Source organism: Amycolatopsis sp. 3B14 (assembly GCF_050958625.1).
Classification (GTDB): domain Bacteria; phylum Actinomycetota; class Actinomycetes; order Mycobacteriales; family Pseudonocardiaceae; genus Amycolatopsis_E; species Amycolatopsis_E thermoflava.
Window position 1 is genome coordinate 99,184 of the sequence record NZ_JBHZEN010000043.1, and the last position, 16,804, is coordinate 115,987.

The window sequence follows — 16,804 nt, forward strand, 5'->3', positions numbered from 1 at the left end:
GCTTTGACGGGGGCGGTGGCTGGATGTGGTGGGTTCTCGGGGTGGGCGGTTCGTGGCTGGGTGGTGGCACTGCGGTGCGGGGCGCCTTGGCGGGCCGCGGTAGTTGGATGCGGTGGGTTCTGGGGGTGGGGCGGTTCGCGGTTGGGTGGTGGCACTGCGGTGCGGGGCGCCTTGGCGGGCCGCGGTAGTTGGATGCGGTGGAGTTCTTGGGGTGGGGCGGTTCGCGGTTGGGTGGTGGCACTGCCGGACGGGGCGCCTTGGCGGGGCGCGGTAGTGGGCGGTGGTTTCCAGCGGTGGGCCGATTTGCAGGTGGCGAATGGCACTGCGGCTCGGGGCGTCTCTGAAGCGCGCGGCACTGGGGCGCGGTGGTTTTCCTCGCGGTGGGCGGGTTTGCGGTAGGCAGGATGGGCTGGCGCCGTCGCGGGCGGTTGGAGCGCGTCGGTCGTGGTGGTCCTCGAGGCGGGTGAAGAACTGCGCAGGCTCGCGGCGGACATCCAGTTGATGTGATGGTCGTCACTTGTTCCGCACATTGATCATCTGTATTGTGTTTCTTTGGCGCAGTGGACATCGAGCACATTCGACAAGAACTGGCCACCTTCCAAGGCTCCCGGATCGTCGAGGCGAACGGGGACGTCTTCGCCATCTACGACCCCCGCGGGGACCTGCCGCCCCAGCGTCAGATGCCCTGGGCGACCATCGTGACCTCGGACAACCCGTACGACAACACGTCGAACCTGGACCGGCCCGGGGTCTTCCGCCTCAACATCGGGCTGACCCGTGACCGCTTCAAGGAAGTCGTGCCGGACGGGGACTACGACGTCACCGCCCTGGACGCCCTGTTCCCGCACCCGCTCTACGGCGGCCAGCACTGGGTCTGCGTAATCAACCCCGACGAAACCTGGCCGCAGGCGCGGAAACTCCTCGACGAGGCCTACGAGTTCGCGGTCCGCAAGTTCGACAACGCGGAGCGCCGGCGTCGGTAGCCTGCCCCCATGGACGTACGGCGCCGGCGGGTGGCGGCCCAGCTCTTGGATCGGTCGAAAACACCGACGCTCGTCGACGCCGTGCGCCACCTCCTCGCCGTGCAGGCCCAGGAACCGACGGCTTTCCCGCTGGCGCTGCGGGCCCGGGTGCCCGGGCTGACCGCCGCCGAGCTCGACAACGCCCGCCGGGACGCCACGCTCGTCCGCTGCTGGGGTCCGCGCGGCACCCTGCACCTGATCGCCCGCGACGACCTGCCCTGGCTGTTCCCGCTGGTGAAACCGAATCCCGTCAACTCGCTCCGGCGGCTCAAGGAACTCGGCGTCGACAACCCCGACGCCTCGCGAGCCGCCAAGGCCCTCGACGGCCGCGGCCCGCTCACCAAGACCGAACTCGGCGAGCGCACCGGGACCGAAGGGCAGGCGACGGTCCACCTGGCGATGCTCGCCGCCGCGCGCGGGCTCGTCGTGCTCGGGCCGGAACGCGGCGGCAAGCCCACCTACGTCCACGCCGGCGACTGGCTGGGCGCACCCCTGCCGACCGATCCCGGCGACACCGCCCTCGGACAGCTCGTCGCCCGCTACCGGGCCGCGCACGAACCAGCCGAGCCCGCGGACCTCGCCGCCTGGTCCGGAATCCCCGTCACCAGGCTGAAACCCCACTGGCGGGAGTCCACAGTAGACGGCGAAGAGGCGGGCGACACGGTCCGCCTCATCCCGGCCTTCGACGAGTACCTCCTCGGGTGGCGCACCCGGGACCACGCCGTCGCCCCGGAACACCGCAGGCTCGTGCACCCCGGGGGCGGCATCGTCAGGGCTGCTGTCCTCGTCGACGGCCGCGTCGCGGGCACCTGGACCCGCACCGGCGGCCGCGTCGAGGTTCAGCCCTTCGAAGACCTGCCGGACCTGACCGCGGAAATCGAGGACCTGCGCCGGTTCGACGGAAAATGAGTCGATCACCGCGACCGGCGCCGGCTATGCTGCCGGGCGTGAACAGCCCCGAGTCGGACAGAGGCGAGCGGACCACCCGCTGACCCCTGTTTCTCCGACTCGGGAGCTTTGTCATGCCCTTTGCCGTCTACCTGCTCGGGCTCGCCGTCTTCGCCCAGAGCACCTCGGAATTCATGTTGTCCGGCCTGGTCCCGGACATCGCCGCGGACCTGGACGTCTCGATCGCCGCCGCGGGATACCTGACCTCGGCGTTCGCGGTCGGGATGATCGTCGGCGCGCCGCTGCTCGCCATCCTCGCCCGCCGCTGGCCGCAACGCCGGGCGGTCACCGCGTTCCTCGTCATGTTCGCCGCCGCGCACGTGCTCGGCGCGCTCACCTCCAGCTACGCCGTCCTGCTCGTCACGCGGATCGTGGCGGCGCTGGCCAACGCCGGGTTCTGGGCGCTGGCCACCACGGTCGCCGTCGCGCTGGTCGCGCCGGACGCCAAGGGCCGCGCGATGTCCGTCGTGATGGGCGGGGTCACGCTCGCCTGCGTCGCGGGCGTTCCCGGTGGCGCCGTGCTCGGCCAGGCGTGGGGCTGGCGCTCCGCGTTCTGGGCCGTGGCCGCGCTCGCCGTCGCGGCGACGATCGCGGTGGTGCGCACCATCCCGGTGTCCAAACCGGACACCGAGGCGACCGCCGTCCGGCCGCTGCTGCGCCGTCCGTTGCTGCTGACCTACGCGACGAACGCCCTCGTCCAGGGCGCGACCTTCTGCACGTTCACCTACCTCGCGCCGCTGGTCACCGAGGTGGCCGGGCTGTCCGAGGCGTGGGTGCCCGCGACGCTCGTGTTGTTCGGCATCGGCGCGTGCGTCGGCATCGTGTTCGGTGGCCGCGTCGCCGACGCGCGGCCGCGCACGGTCCTGCTGACCGGCACGGCAGCATTGACCGTCGGCTGGGTCGCGCTCGCGCTGAGCGCGGCCAGCCCGGTCGTCACGCTCGTTCTCGTGTTCCTGCAAGGGATGCTGGCGTTCGGGCTGGCGCCGGCGCTCACCGCGCGCGTGTTCTACCAGGCCCCGGGCAACGCGCTGGCCGGCGGCTTCACCACGGCCGCGTTCAACGTCGGCAACACGCTCGGTCCCGCGCTGGGCGGGCTCGCGCTCGACGCGGGTCTCGGGTTCCGCTCGCCGGTCGTGGTCAGCGCGCTGCTCATGGTCGTGTCAGTCGCGCAGGTGTACGGCCAGGTCCGACCGGCCAGGCGCGAGGTCGGCGCGTAGCACCAGGTCCTCGTCGTAGTCGCCGCGGTTCTGGTGGCGGAACGGGATCGGCTCCGCGCTCTCCAGGGTGCGGAGCCGGTCCCGCAGTCCGGCGACCGCCGCGTCGAACCCGGCCTCGTCGAGGCGGTCGGCGCTCAGCACGGCGAACGGCGGCAGCGGCGCGATGCCGGTGTACCAGAAAGTGCCGTGGTGCAAGGGGAACAGCAGGTCGTTCAGTTCACCGTGGACACCCCGCGGACCGATGCTGGACGGCCGCGCACCGATCGTCGTCACCACCATCGCACGCTTGCCGGTGAGCTTGCCGTCGCCGTACCGCAGGACCGTGCCGTCCTCGTCGGCGATCCCGTAACCGAGGCCCTTCACGAAGACCCGGTCGAACCAGCCCTTGAGGATCGCCGGCAGCCCGTACCACCACATCGGGAACTGCACCACGATCGCGTCCGCCCAGTCGAGTTTTTCCTGCTCCGCCCGGATGTCGGCGGGCAGGCGGCCGGACTCGTACGCCTCCTGCGACGCCGAGGCGACCAGCATCCGCTCGGCCGGGTCGTGCTCGAAGTCCCCGTAGTCGACCACCGGGTTCCACTTCATCGCGTACAGGTCCGACACCCGGTAGGAGTGGCCGAACTCGTCCAGCGCCTTCAGCCCTTCGTCGCGCAGCGCGGCGTTGAGCGAGCGTCCCTCCGGGTGGGCGAAGATCCACAACACGTTCATGTCACCAGGCTCCGCCGTCACCGCGCCCGCGACGAGTGGCCCGATGGTCAGCATGTGTCAGGATCGGGCCATGACGGTTTTCGCGAACGACGGCAGGCACCGGGTGGCCGTGCTGGTCCGCGACGGTCTGCTGCCGATCGAGGTCGGGATCGTGCACCGGCTGTTCGGGCAGGCCAGGGCGGGTGGCGGGCCGCTGTACGAGGTGCTCACCTGCACCCTCCACCCCGGCGTGGTGCGCACCGACGCCGACTTCACGGTCAACGTCGAGCACGGCCTGGACGCCCTCGCCGAGGCCGACACGGTCATCGTGTCCTCCTCCGACGAGGACTACGGCCCGCAGCCCGGCGGCCCGCTGCAGGGCCCGCTCGCCGACGCCTTCGCGGCGATCGAACCGGGCACCCGCATCGCCTCGATCTGCAGCGGCGCGTTCGTCCTCGCGGCGGCCGGGCTGCTCGACGGCCGCCCCGCCACGACGCACTGGCAGTCCGCCGACGACCTGCGCACCCTGTACCCGCGCGTTCAGGTTGACCCGAACGTCCTCTACACCGAGTCCGGCAACGTCCTGACCTCGGCCGGCGTCGCGTCCGGCATCGACCTGTGCCTGCACATGATCCGGCGCGACCACGGCGCCGCGGTGGCCAACGAGGTCGCGCGCGGCACGATCGTCGCGCCGCACCGCGAGGGCGGCCAGGCCCAGTACATCCCCCGGCCGGTGCCACAGCCGACGGTGTCCTCGACCGGCGCGGCGCGGGCGTGGGCGCTGGAGAACCTGCACCGTCCGCTGACGCTGCGGCAGCTCGCCGCGCGCGAGTCGATGAGCGTGCGCACCTTCACCCGCCGCTTCCGCGAGGAGGTCGGCCTCTCACCGGGGCAGTGGCTCACGCAGCAGCGGGTCGAGCGCGCCCGCCAGCTGCTGGAGGAGACCGACCTGCCGATCGACCGGGTCGCCGAGGACGCCGGGTTCGGCAGTGCCGGTTCGCTGCGCCAGCACCTGCAGGCCGCGCTCGGCGTGTCACCGAGCGGCTACCGCTACACCTTCCGCGGCAGCCGCGCCGAGGATCAGGACCACAGCTCGGCGGCCGGGAGCGGCCGGCCCAGGTAGTAGCCCTGGGCCTGGTCGCAGCCGAGCCGCTTGAGGATCTCCAGCTGCTTGGCGTTCTCCACGCCCTCCGCGACGACGGTCAGGTGCACGGCGTGGGCCATCGCGATGATGCTCGTGACGATCACCTCGGCGTCCCCGGACTCGCCCAGCCCGGTGATGAAGGACCGGTCGATCTTCAACGTGTCCAGCGTCAGCCGCTGCAACTGCGCCAGCGACGAGTACCCGGTGCCGAAGTCGTCGATCGCCAGGCACACCCCGAGCTCACGCAGCGCGGCCAGCGTCTTGCTGGTGACCGTGGAATCTCGCATCAGCGCGCTCTCGGTGATCTCCAGGCACAGCGCGTCCGCGGGCAGCCCGGTCACCGCCAGCGCCTCCTCCACGGCCAGGACCAGCGCCGGGTCGTCGAGCTGGCGGGTGGACAGGTTGATCTTGAGCCCGACCTTCGCGCCCTCCGCCCGGCGGGCCGCCACCTCCCGGGTGGTCTCCCGCAGCATGTGCGAGCCGAGCAGGTTGATCAGGTCGCTCTCCTCGGCCAGCGGGATGAACTCGGCGGGCGAGATCGGCCCGTGCACCGGGTGCGTCCAGCGCAGCAGGCCCTCGACCGCGACCATTTCGTCTGTGCGCAGGTCGACGACCGGCTGGTAGGCGGCCCACAGGCGGCCGTGCCGGACCGCGTCGCGCAGGTCCTGCTCCAGCCGCAGGCGCCGCTGCATCCGCATCCGCAGCTCGACGTCGAAGAACTCGTAGCGGCCGCGGCCCAGCGTCTTCGCGTGGTACATCGCCACGTCCGCGTCGCGCAGCAGCTCGTCGGCCTCGCGCTGGTCGCCGGGGCCGGTCAGCACGATCCCGATGCTCGCGTCGACGTGCAGGCGGCGCCCGTCAACCGAGATCGGCGTGGTCATCGCGTCCCGGATGTGGTTGGTCAGCGCGCGCACCCCGGACTCGTCGTGCACGCCGAACGCGATCACCACGAACTCGTCCCCGCCGAGCCGACCCACCACGTCCCCGGCGCGCACCGCGTGCCGCAGCCGCTCGCCGGCGATCTGCAGCACCCGGTCGCCGATCGTGTGACCCAGCGAGTCGTTGATGACCTTGAACTTGTCCAGGTCGATGAACAGCACCGCGGTGGTGCCGTAACCCTCCTCGTGCAGGGCCGCGTTGAGCCGCTGCAGCACGAGCGTGCGGTTGGCCAGCCCGGTCAGCGGGTCGTGCGTGGCGTCGTGCGCGAGCCGCTCGCCGATCGCCTTGCGCTCGGTGATGTCGCTGAACGACAGCACGAACGCCGAGGAGGCCATGTCCTCCGGGTTCATCGCCCGGCAGGACACCGACAGCCACACGATCCGGCCGTCCGCGCGCTTGGCCCGCATCACCCGGCCCTGCTGCGGCTCCCCGCCGCGGCGCAGCTGCGCGGACGGGTACTCCGACGGGTCGAGCCGCCGCCCGTCCTCGTCGTAGAGCGGCCAGGCGTCCGGCGGCGCGCCGATCAGCTCCGCCTCGGTCGCGCCGAGGATGTGCTCGGCCGCGGGGTTCGCCGACATCACCCGGCCGTTCGGGCCGATCACCAGCACACCCTCGTCCAGGGCCGCGACGACCGTGCTGAACTGGCGTTCCGCGCGGCGGCGGGCGGTCTCGTCCGCGCACACCAGCACGTAGCCGTCGTCCATCTCGGCCGCCGACACCCGCACCGCCAGCGCGGACCCGTCCGCGGCGCGGTGGGTCGCCTGCGCGACACCGCCGTGGGCGAGCACGTCGGCCGGGTCGAGCGGCGCGCCGACCAGCCGCCCGACCTCCTGGCCCAGCGCGTCGGCCGCGCGCCAGCCGTAGATGTTCTCGGCGGCCGGGTTCCAGCTGGTCACGCGGCCCCGCGCGTCGGTCGCGATCAGCGCGTCGCTGACGTGCTGCACGAGCGCGGCCTGGTAGCGCAGCGCGGCCTCGGCGGCCTTCTGCGCGCTGACGTCGCGCATGATCACCTGGAAGGCCGGCTTGCCCTCCCAGGTCGTGCGCACCGACACCGACTCCACGGTGATCCGTTCGCCGTCCAGCCTGGTCAGCACCGCCTCCGCCGGCTCGGATGTGGCGCCCGGCTCGTTCAGCCCGGCGATCCGGCGCAGCATCGACGGCACCGACGGCGGGTCCACGAAGTCGGTGATCGGGCGCCCGATCAGCTCGGACGCGGTGACCGCCCCGACGAACCGGACCGCGGCCGGGTTGGCGTAGGTCAGCACGCCGTACTGGTGCACGACGATGCCGTCCGGGCTCAGCTCGACCAGCAGGCGGTAGCGGTCGGCGAGGTCAGCCAGCTCGCGGCGGTCCTCGTGCCGGTCCGTGACGTCCGTGGCGATGCCGAAGAGCCCGCCGTCGAACGTGCGGGCGCGGAACCGGATCCACCGCGAGTCGCCCGCCGGCGTCTCGTAGGGCTGCTCCAGCTCCAGGTCGTGCCACACCGGCGCGGTGCGGGCGGCCAGCATCAGCGGCTCGACCAGCTCGGCGAGCTTGGCGCGGATCTCCGCGTCGGGCGCGCCGGGCAGCGCGAGCAGGCGGTCGAGGCCGGGCCGCCAGGTGAGGACGTCGTCGGCGAAGCCGAAGGACCAGATCACGGCGCGATCGGCGGACAGGGCCAGGTCGATCACTTGTTCATGATCGACGGACAGGCCGGCCACGCCTTCCCCGGGGTTGGCGTTTGGCTCCATCTTCCGTCCGATCCGCCGAGCATCTTCTGCTGTCCGATTACACCATTCGGCCGCTTCACCGTGGTCCTTGCGCACCAATCTCCGGCAGCGGACTGCGCTCGGTTATGCCCTTCCGGCTGCTCGACGTTGGCTTGGAACGAGTCCGTTCCTCGGGACGGATCGTAGAGGCAATGACGAAGGAGGGGCGAGTGCGATGGACTCGCGGCAAATGGCAATCTGCGGAATCGGAGCGGTCACCGGCTACGGCTGGGGCCGCGAGCACCTGTGGGACGGCCTGACGTCCGGCAAGCCCGCGGCCGGGCTGGAAGCCGGGTACGGCGCCCACCCGGACGAACCCGGCTGGGTGGCGAAGGTGACCGACGGCGGTAACCCGATGGACGGACCGAGCCGGTTCGCGCGGGCGATGCGCGCCGCGGCCAGGGAGGCGATCGCCGACGCGGGGGAGCGCGGCTGGCAGCCCGGGAAGCGCGTCGGACTCCTGCACGCCGTCGTGCTCGGCGAGGTGGACCTCTGGCGGGAGTTCTACCTCGACCGGGGCCGTGACCTGCGGCCCCGCGAGTACCTCGGGCTGATGCCGTCCACGCCGATGTCCACCTTCATGCAGGAGTACGGGTTCCACGGCCCGGCGATGAACGTCTCGGCGATGTGCGCCTCCGGCAATGCCGGGCTGCTCACCGCCAAGGCGTGGCTGGACGCCGGCATCGTGGACGACGTGGTGTTCGTCGCCACCGACATCTCCGCGACGCCGGAGAACGTCCTGCATTTCGTCCGGCTCGGGGTGGCGGTGACCGACACCGAGCCGCTCGAGGCGTGCCGTCCGTTCCAGGAGGGCAGCCGCGGGTTCCTGATGGGCGAGGCGTCGGTCGCGTTCGTGCTGTCGCGGAACGCGACCCGCCCGTACGCGGTCGCCCTCGGCGGCGCGATGACGCATGACGGGTACCACGTGACCTCGGTCGACCCGGACCTCGGCCAGGTCCGCGGCTGCTTCCGGGACGCGCTGGCCAACGCCGGGGTGCCCGCCGCCGCGGTGCGCTACCTCAACGCGCACGGGCCGGGGACCAAGCAGTGCGACACCGCCGAGGCGACCATCCTCGAAGAGGAGTTCGGGCCGTTGACCGGGGTGTACTCGGTCAAGCCGCTCGTCGGGCACTGCCAGGGTGCGGCCTCGGCGGTGGAGGTGTCGGTCGCCGCGCTCGGGTACGACCGCGGGTACGTCCCGGCGCCGCCCGCGGTGGCCCCTGGGCACCCGCAGCTGCTCACCGGCCGGGTGCCGATCGGTGACGGCCTGACCGTGAAGTCGTCGCTCGGCATGGGCGGCCACAACTCGGTCGTCGTGCTCGGCCCGCCCGCCTGATCGCGGCCTCCGCCCCGCGGCCGGCAAGGGGGTTGCCGCGGGGCGGAAGGCGGGCTTGTGCGCGGTGGTGCGCTGTCCGAAGATCGGGGCATGACTGTGCGCACGACACCGCCGTTCCGCGCCGATCACGTGGGCAGCCTGCTGCGGCCCGCCGAACTCCACCGGGCCCGCGAGGACTTCGCCAATGGCGCCATCGGCGCCGACGACCTGAAGGCCGTGGAGGACAGCGCCATCCGCGACGTCGTCGCGATGCAGCGCGAGGTCGGGCTCCGCTCGGCGACCGACGGCGAGTTCCGCCGCGCCTCCTGGCACATGGACTTCATCTACGCCCTCGACGGGATCTCCCGCAGCGACGAGAGGCTGCACGTCAAGTTCCACAACGCGGCCGGGGACATCGAGTTCAGCCCGGCTGGGCTGAAGGTCGACGGCAAGGTCGGGCTGTCCGGCACGATCTTCGGTGACCACTTCGCGTTCCTCAAGTCCATTGTGGACGAAACACAGACGCCGAAGCAGACCATCCCGTCGCCCAGCATGATCTACTACCGGGGCGGCCGCCGCGCCGTCTCCGAGCAGGTCTACCCCGACCTGGAGGAGTTCTACCGCGATCTGGCCGCCGCGTACGCCAAGGAGATCGCCGGGATGGCCGAACTGGGCTGCACCTACCTGCAGCTCGACGACACCAGCCTCGCCTACCTCAACGACCCGGCGCAGCGGCAGCTCGTCGCGGAGATGGGCGGCGACCCGGACAAGCAGCACGTGCGCAACATCAAGACGATGAACGCCGCGCTCGCCGGCCGCCCGGAGGGCCTGACGGTCACCACCCACCTGTGCCGCGGCAACTTCCGCTCCTCGTGGGTGGCCTCCGGCGGGTACGACTTCGTCGCCGACGCGCTGTTCAACGAGCTGGAGGTGGACGGCTACTTCCTGGAGTTCGACGACGAGCGCTCCGGCGGGTTCGAGCCGCTGCGGTTCGTGCCGAAGGGCAAGTACGTCGTGCTCGGCCTGGTCACCACCAAGCGCGGCGAGCTGGAGTCGGTCGACTCGCTGCGGCGGCGCATCGACGAGGCGGCGCGCTACGTCGACCTGGACCAGCTGTGCCTGTCCGGGCAGTGCGGGTTCTCCTCGACGGAGGAGGGCAACGACCTCACCCAGGACGAGCAGAAGGCGAAGCTGGAGCGGATCGTCGAAACCGCCGAGCTCGTGTGGGGCCGTTAACCTGGGCTGATGCGGCACACATCGGCGCAGGCGCCCTCGGTCGTCGACCGCGTGCTGGACGTGCTGGCCGCGTTCACCCCCGAGCGCCCGGCGATGACGCTGTCCGAGCTGAGCCGCCGCACCGGGCTGCCGTTGTCGACCACGCACCGGCTGGTCGGCGAGCTGGCGCGGCGCGGGGCGCTGGAACGGCAGGACGACGGGCAGTACCGGGTCGGGCTGTGGCTGTGGGAGGTCGCGTCGCTGTCGCCGCGCGGGCCGGTGCTGCGTGACGCGGCGATGCCGTTCCTGGAGGACCTGTACGAGGCCACGCACGAGAACGTGCAGCTCGCGGTGCTCGACGTGCCGGATGTCGTCTACGTGGAGCGGATATCCGGGCGCAACGCGGTGAGCATCGTGTCCCGCCCCGGCGGGCGGCTGGCCGCGCACGCGACCGGCGTCGGGCTCGTGCTGCTCGCGCACGCGCCGTCCGACGTGCAGGAACAGGTGCTGGCCGCGCCGCTGCGCCGGTACACCCCCAAGACGATCACCGGTGCCGACGAGCTGCGCCGGGTACTGGCCGACGTGCGGCGCGACGGGTACGTGATCAGCGACCGGCAGGTGGAGATGGTGTCCCTGTCCGTGGCGGCGCCGGTGTACGGGGCGGACGACGCGGTGGTGGCGGCGATCTCGATCGTCATCCCGGCCGCGGGGCCGGATCCGAGATCGATGGTGCCGGCCGTGCGCGCTGCGGCGCGGGGGATTTCGCGGACGCTGGGGGCGCCGCGAGCCTTGCGGCAGCCCAGCTGAGGGGGCGGGTTGGTGGTGACGCCGGTGCCCGCGCGGGGCTCTCGGCGGCGCGGGACGCCGTGAGCGCGGCGGCAGCCCCGGTGCGCGACCCGATGCCGACGCCCGAAGCCCGCGCGGGCGCCCGCTGAGCCGCGCTGATCTGGGGGGGCTGGGCGCCGCGGGCGCTCGAGCAGTCCAGGCGCGGCACCGGGATGGCGCGGGGCCTCCAGCCGCTGCGGTCCTGCTGAGCACCGAGGGTGGCTGGGTCCGGCGGGGCGGGTGTGATGCCGGTGCCCCGTGGGGCGCTGCCGCGCACCTGCGTGCCCGGGCGCCGCGGCTCAGTTGTGCCCCGGCTCGGCTGCTCCGCGTGTCAGCTGGTCCGGCGGGCCGGCGTGATGCCGGTCAGCAGGCGGCGCGTGCGGTCCGGCGCCCACTCCGGCAGTCCGGCCACGATGTCGCCCAGGGACTCCGCCGCCAGGCTGGCCCGCCAGGCCTCGTGGGCCTCCGCCATCTTCGCGGCCAGCACGCACGTGTCACGGCAGTCCTCGGGCGGCAGCGCGCCCCTGCCCCGCTGCCGGATCTCCCGGCACTCGTACGGCGCGGACGCCCCATCCACCGCCTCGACGATCTCCAGCAGTGTGATCTCCGACGCGGGCCTCGCCAGCCGGAAGCCGCCGCGGGGGCCGGTCGTCGCCGTCAGCACACCGGCCCGGACCAGCGCCTTCAGCTGCTTGGCGAGGTAGGGCGCCGGCAGGTCGAAGTACTCCGCGAGCTGCGCCGTCGACGCGGTGGACCCGGGCTCGAGCTGCGCCAGCGAGGTGGCGCAGTGCAGAACCCACTCGGTGCTCGATGGCAGCTTCACAACCACAGTGTATCTCCGATATTATGGACCTAAGAAATCCACAATAGGAGGAAGCATGCGAATCGCAGTCGCCGGCGCCACCGGCAACATCGGCAGCCGCACCGTGGCCGCGCTCGAGCGGGACGGGCACGAAGTGGTGCGGATCAGCCGCTCGCTCGGGATCGACCTCGCCACCGGCGCGGGCCTGGACGACGCCCTGACCGGCGTCGACGCGGTCGTCGACGCCCTCAGCGCACCGCCGATGGGCAGAGACGAGACGGTCGCCTACTTCGGGAACGCCACGCGCAACCTGCTCGCGGCCGAGGAACGCGCCGGGGTGCGGCACCACGTCCTGCTGTCGATCCTCGGCGTCGACCGCGTCGAGGGCAACGCGCACTACGCGGGCAAGCGCGAGCAGGAGGGCCTGGTCGCCGCCGGCCGGGTGCCGTGGTCGATCGTCCGCGCCGCCCAGTTCCACGACTTCGCCGAGATGGTCGCGGGCTGGGGCGAGCAGGACGGGGTGGTGACCATCGCGCCGCTGCTGGTGCAGCCGATCGCCCCCGCGGACGTGGCCGCCGTGCTCGCCGAGGTCGCCACCGGCGAACCGCTCCGCGACCGCCTCGACCTCGCCGGCCCGGATCCGCAGGACCTCGTCGACATGGCGCGCCGCACGTACGCGGCGCGCGGCCGGTCGGCGAAGTTCGTGCCGACCTGGTCCGGCCTGTTCGGGCCGGAGATGGCCGGTGAGGTGATGCTGCCCGGCGAGGGCGCCCGGCTCGCGCCGACCTCGTTCGACGACTGGCTCGCCGAGCAGCACTGAGCTCCCGCTGAGTGGAAGCCCTGCTGGCCCACGGCCCGGGCCGACCCGCATGCTGGGTGCCGGAACAGCGGAGTTTGGAGGACGCAGTGACGCGCACACAGGTCGGGATCATCGGCGCCGGGCCGGCCGGTCTGCTCTTGTCGTACCTGCTGCACGCCGAGGGTGTCGACGCCGTGGTCCTCGAGACGCGCAGCCGCGCCTACGTGGAGAAGCGGGTGCGCGCCGGGGTCTGCGAGCACCCGACGGTCGAGCTGCTGCGGGAGATCGGCGTCGGCACGAGGTTGGATGCCGAAGGCCTGCCGCACCACGGGTTTTCGCTGCGGTTCGACGGGCAGGACCACCGCATCGCCCTCACCGAGCTGACCGGCAAGTCGATCACGGTGTACGGGCAGCAGGAGATCGTCAAGGACCTGATCGCCGCGCACGAGGCCAAGGGCTACCCGATCCGGTTCGAGGTCAGCGACGTCGAACTGCACGACGTGGACACCGAAAGCCCGCGCATCACCTACCGGGACTCCGACGGCGCGGCGCAGACCCTGGCGTGCGACGTGATCGCCGGGTGCGACGGCTTCCACGGCGTCAGCCGGCCGACGATCCCCGCGGACAAGGTCAAGACCTTCGACCGCGAGTATCCGTTCGCCTGGCTGGGTGTGCTGGCGCAGACCCCGCCGTCGCACGAGGAGCTGATCTACACCCACCACGAGCGCGGGTTCGCCCTGCACAGCATGCGCTCGCCGGAGATCACGCGGCTCTACCTGCAGGTGCCCAGCGACGAGAAGATCGAAAACTGGTCCGACGACCGCATCTGGTCCGAGCTGGACGTCCGGCTCACCACGAACGCGCACGACTTCGTGCTGCGCGAGGGGCCGATCCTGGACAAGGGCATCACGCCGATGCGCAGCTTCGTCACCGAGCCCATGCAGTACGGACGACTGTTCCTCGCCGGCGACGCGGCGCACATCGTGCCGCCGACCGGGGCGAAGGGCATGAACCTGGCCGTCGCCGACGTGCGCGTGCTGTCCCGTGCGCTGGTGGAACTGTTGCAGCACAAGCGGAGCGAGCTGGCGGAGTCCTATTCGGACACCTGCCTGCGGCGCGTGTGGCGGGCCGAGCACTTCTCCTGGTACATGACCTCGATGCTGCACGTGGACCCGTCGGCGGACGACTTCACCCGGCGGCTCCAGCTGTCGCAACTGCGGTACACAGCGTCGTCCCGTGCCGCGGCGACGAGCGTGGCGGAGAACTACGTGGGGCTGCCGTTCGCCTGGACGAGTAATGCGTAAGTCTGGGTGGTGACCGGAGAGGGACGAAGGGTGTCCAGGTTCCGTTTGTGACGACAGACCTGGCGGGCCGGCGCCGAACAAGCAGACCGCCGAAGCTGACGCCGAGCTGGTCACCCTGGCCGTGGGTCAGGCGCTGCGGGGGGTTCACCTCCGAGGCCCGCTGGCTGCGGTTCCTGCCCGCCCGGATGCCCGGCGCGTTCCGCTACCTGCCCAGCCAGACCGGCTACAACCGTCGGCGTCCGCATCGCCCAACGCCACGGTTCTCGATCTGGCCGGGTTCGGGAGCCGCGTCCAGAAGCGCTCGCCGAAGCGGTCGGGCTGCCGTTCGCCTGAAGCGGAAACGTCAACCCCGGGTTGACGGCCCAAGATCGTCAACCTAGGGTTGACGCATGACCAGTTCAGTCCGCCTCGACGACTTGATCGAGGCCATCAAGCGGCAGCACCCGGACTCCGACCCGCTCCAGCAGCTCTCCGACGCGGTGCTCCTCGGCGAGCACCTCGGCGACGTGGCCGACCACCTGATCGGCCACTTCGTCGACCAGGCGCGGCGGAGCGGCGCGTCGTGGACGGAAATCGGCGCCAGCATGGGCGTTTCCAAGCAGGCGGCGCAGAAGCGGTTCGTGCCGAAGGATTCCCCCGGCGCCGGCCTGGAGGCGTTCAGCCGCTTCACCGAACGCGCCCGCCGGGCGATCGTCAACGCCGAGAAGGTCGCGCGGGGTGCGGGCAACGAGCAGATCGAGACCACGCACATCCTGATCGGCGTGATCGGCGAGCGGGACGGGCTCGCGGCGAAGGCGGTGGAAAACCTCGGCGTGACACCGGAATCGGTCGGCGAACGCGTCAACGCGACCCTCCCGCCGCCGGTGGACGGCGAGCTGCCCGCGCACATCCCGTTCAGTGCCGGCGGCCGCAAGGTCATCCAGCTCACCGTGCGGGAAGCCTTGCGGCTGGGGCACAACTACGTCGGCACCGAGCACATGCTGCTCGCCCTGCTCGACCAGGCCGAGGGCCCGGCCTACGACGTGCTCACCGAACTCGGGATCACGAAGGACGCCGTCGAGGGGCAGATCCGGGAGATGCTGCGGGGCATGTTCCCGGACGCGTGACGGGCGCCGCGCGGGCGCCCGTCACGCGCCGATCAGGGCCGGCCGCTTCCGTGCCACCACCCTCGACGGCGACGCTTTGCGTCCAGCTATGCCTCAACCTCGGGACGGCCGTCCTCGGCCCAGCGGGTGTGGAACGAGCCCTCCCGGTCGACCCGGCGGTAGGTGTGCGCGCCGAAGAAGTCGCGCTGGCCCTGCACCAGGGCGGCCGGGAGTCGCTCGGCGCGCAGGCCGTCGTAGTAGGCCAGCGCGGTCGAGAAGCCCGGCGTCGGGATGCCCAGCCGCACCGCGGTGGAGATCACCGACCGCCACGAGTCCTGCGCGTCCTCGACGGCCTTGCGGAAGTCGCCCGCGGTGAGCAGCGTCGGCAGGCCCGGCTCGGCGGCGTAGGCGGAGCGGATGTCGTCCAGGAACTTCGCCCGGATGATGCAGCCGCCGCGCCAGATCGCGGCCAGCGCGCCGAGGTCGATGTCCCAGCCGTACTCCGCGCCGCCTGCCTGGATCTGGTTGAAGCCCTGCGCGTAGGCGACGATCTTCGACGCGTACAGCGCGCGCTCGACGTCGTCGGCGAAGGTCTCCGCCGCCGCACCGGTCAGCGGGGCACGCGACGGGCCGGGCAGGCCGCGGCTGGCCGTGCGCAGGTCCGCGCTGCCGGACAGGGACCGCGCGAACACCGCCTCCGCGATGCCGCTGATCGGCACGCCGAGGTCCAGGCCGATCTGCACGGTCCAGCGGCCGGTGCCCTTCTGCTCGGCCTGGTCGGTCACCACGTCGACGAACGGCTTGCCGGTCGCGGCGTCGGTGTGCGCCAGCACCTCGGCGGTGATCTCGATCAGGTACGAGTCCAGCCTGCCGGTGTTCCAGGTCCGGAACACCTCCGCGATCTGCGCCGGCTCGTACCCGAGCGCGCCGCGCAGCAGGTCGAACGACTCCGCGATCAGCTGCATGTCGGAGTACTCGATGCCGTTGTGCACCATCTTCACGAAGTGCCCGGCGCCGTCCGGGCCGATGTGGGTGCAGCATGGGTCGCCGTCGACCTTCGCCGAGATGCTCTCGAACAGCGGCCCGAGCGACTCGTAGGACTCCTTCGATCCGCCGGGCATGATGCTCGGCCCGTGCAGCGCGCCCTCCTCGCCGCCGGAGACGCCGGTGCCGACGAAGTGCAGTCCGCGCTCGCGCAGGGCGGCCTCGCGGCGCCGGGTGTCGGCGAAGTGCGCGTTGCCCGCGTCGACGATCACGTCGCCCTCTTCGAGCAGCGGCGCGAACTCCTCGATGACCGCGTCCGTCGGGGCGCCGGCCTTGACCATGATCACCAGCTTGCGCGGCCGCTCGAGCGCGTCCACGAACTCCTGCGCGGAGTAGGTGGGGATGAATTCGCCTTCGTCGCCGAACTGCTCCACCAGGTCGCGTGTGCGCTGTTCCGAGCGGTTGTGCAGGGCGACGGTGTGCCCGTGCCGCGCCAGGTTGCGCGCCAGGTTCCGGCCCATGACGGCCAGGCCCGTGACGCCGATGCTCGCCTTCTTGCTCATGCGCAGCCTTCCCTCTCGAAGCTCTCTCCGCACCCTAGCGCGAAGCCCTGTTCCCGCAGGTGAACGCGTGGGTAACTAGCGTTCAACCACTTTTCCTGCCAAACTCCATCCAGTCATCGCCGCGCTACGGTGCGGCATGGAGTACGGTCATGGGTTCCACTACCAGGGGACGAGGCGGGACGAGGTGCCGTGGAGCGGGTGAGG

14 protein-coding genes and 1 pseudogene are annotated in these 16,804 nt (G+C 71.8%); 11 read left to right on the plus strand and 4 right to left on the minus strand.

Annotation, left to right across the window (positions count from 1 at the left end):
* The first annotated feature begins 560 nt into the window (after window positions 1-560).
* The 3 genes from ACCP09_RS24085 (at window position 561) to ACCP09_RS24095 (ending at window position 3,187) form a co-directional block, all read left to right on the plus strand.
* Window positions 561-983 carry a DUF6194 family protein gene (locus ACCP09_RS24085; protein ID WP_433750417.1) on the plus strand — a complete coding sequence of 141 codons (423 nt, stop codon included), beginning with the start codon at window positions 561-563 and terminating at the stop codon, window positions 981-983.
* 9 nt (window positions 984-992) lie between these two features.
* On the plus strand, window positions 993-1,931 hold the full coding sequence (locus ACCP09_RS24090; protein WP_433750420.1) for a winged helix DNA-binding domain-containing protein: 939 nt from the start codon (window positions 993-995) through the stop codon (window positions 1,929-1,931).
* A gap of 113 nt (window positions 1,932-2,044) precedes the next feature.
* On the plus strand, window positions 2,045-3,187 hold the full coding sequence (locus tag ACCP09_RS24095) for a Cmx/CmrA family chloramphenicol efflux MFS transporter (RefSeq protein ID WP_433750423.1): 1,143 nt from the start codon (window positions 2,045-2,047) through the stop codon (window positions 3,185-3,187).
* Here the strand turns inward: ACCP09_RS24095 and ACCP09_RS24100 are convergent.
* Entirely contained in the window at window positions 3,131-3,898 is a 768-nt protein-coding gene (locus ACCP09_RS24100; RefSeq protein ID WP_231960707.1) for an NAD(P)H-dependent oxidoreductase, read from the minus strand. The genes ACCP09_RS24095 and ACCP09_RS24100 overlap by 57 nt on opposite strands.
* A 70-nt stretch (window positions 3,899-3,968) precedes the next feature.
* Between ACCP09_RS24100 and ACCP09_RS24105 the strand changes: the two genes are divergently transcribed.
* Window positions 3,969-5,000 carry a GlxA family transcriptional regulator gene (locus ACCP09_RS24105; protein WP_323807244.1) on the plus strand — a complete coding sequence of 344 codons (1,032 nt, stop codon included), beginning with the start codon at window positions 3,969-3,971 and terminating at the stop codon, window positions 4,998-5,000.
* Here the strand turns inward: ACCP09_RS24105 and ACCP09_RS24110 are convergent.
* Window positions 4,958-7,690, minus strand: a complete 2,733-nt coding sequence (locus tag ACCP09_RS24110) for a sensor domain-containing protein (protein WP_027933499.1) — start codon at window positions 7,688-7,690, stop codon at window positions 4,958-4,960. The two genes, ACCP09_RS24105 and ACCP09_RS24110, sit on opposite strands and share 43 nt — an antisense overlap.
* A 193-nt stretch (window positions 7,691-7,883) precedes the next feature.
* On the opposite strand from ACCP09_RS24110, the gene ACCP09_RS24115 reads away from it, so the two are divergent.
* The 3 genes from ACCP09_RS24115 (at window position 7,884) to ACCP09_RS24125 (ending at window position 11,045) form a co-directional block, all read left to right on the plus strand.
* Window positions 7,884-9,044 (plus strand): beta-ketoacyl synthase N-terminal-like domain-containing protein, encoded by a 1,161-nt coding sequence (locus ACCP09_RS24115; protein WP_433750429.1) that lies wholly within the window; start codon window positions 7,884-7,886, stop codon window positions 9,042-9,044.
* Between the two features lie 90 nt (window positions 9,045-9,134).
* Window positions 9,135-10,259, plus strand: coding sequence for a 5-methyltetrahydropteroyltriglutamate--homocysteine S-methyltransferase (locus ACCP09_RS24120; protein WP_027933501.1), 1,125 nt, complete (start codon window positions 9,135-9,137; stop codon window positions 10,257-10,259).
* Between the two features lie 9 nt (window positions 10,260-10,268).
* Window positions 10,269-11,045 carry an IclR family transcriptional regulator gene (locus tag ACCP09_RS24125; protein WP_020418264.1) on the plus strand — a complete coding sequence of 259 codons (777 nt, stop codon included), beginning with the start codon at window positions 10,269-10,271 and terminating at the stop codon, window positions 11,043-11,045.
* Between the two features lie 349 nt (window positions 11,046-11,394).
* Here the strand turns inward: ACCP09_RS24125 and ACCP09_RS24130 are convergent, their stop codons facing one another.
* Window positions 11,395-11,886, minus strand: coding sequence for an RrF2 family transcriptional regulator (locus ACCP09_RS24130; protein ID WP_378363329.1), 492 nt, complete (start codon window positions 11,884-11,886; stop codon window positions 11,395-11,397).
* A 55-nt stretch (window positions 11,887-11,941) separates the two neighbouring features.
* Here ACCP09_RS24130 and ACCP09_RS24135 point away from each other — a divergent pair, with 55 nt between their 5' ends.
* From ACCP09_RS24135 to ACCP09_RS24150, 4 genes and pseudogenes are all read left to right on the plus strand, one after another.
* Window positions 11,942-12,685: an SDR family oxidoreductase gene (locus ACCP09_RS24135; RefSeq protein ID WP_123684575.1), complete on the plus strand. Its 744-nt coding sequence runs from the start codon at window positions 11,942-11,944 to the stop codon at window positions 12,683-12,685.
* Between the two features lie 86 nt (window positions 12,686-12,771).
* A complete protein-coding gene (pobA, locus tag ACCP09_RS24140) occupies window positions 12,772-13,968 on the plus strand; it encodes a 4-hydroxybenzoate 3-monooxygenase (protein WP_123684576.1) in 1,197 nt (398 codons plus the stop codon).
* 94 nt (window positions 13,969-14,062) lie between these two features.
* A pseudogene (locus ACCP09_RS24145) lies at window positions 14,063-14,204 on the plus strand (IS982 family transposase); the annotation flags it as partial.
* A 153-nt stretch (window positions 14,205-14,357) separates the two neighbouring features.
* Window positions 14,358-15,074 (plus strand): Clp protease N-terminal domain-containing protein, encoded by a 717-nt coding sequence (locus tag ACCP09_RS24150; protein WP_027933505.1) that lies wholly within the window; start codon window positions 14,358-14,360, stop codon window positions 15,072-15,074.
* 86 nt (window positions 15,075-15,160) lie between these two features.
* On the opposite strand, the gene gndA is transcribed toward ACCP09_RS24150, so the two are convergent.
* Complete coding sequence (gndA, locus tag ACCP09_RS24155; RefSeq protein ID WP_027933506.1) at window positions 15,161-16,600, minus strand: NADP-dependent phosphogluconate dehydrogenase; 1,440 nt, start codon at window positions 16,598-16,600, stop codon at window positions 15,161-15,163.
* Window positions 16,601-16,804: the final 204 nt, after the last annotated feature.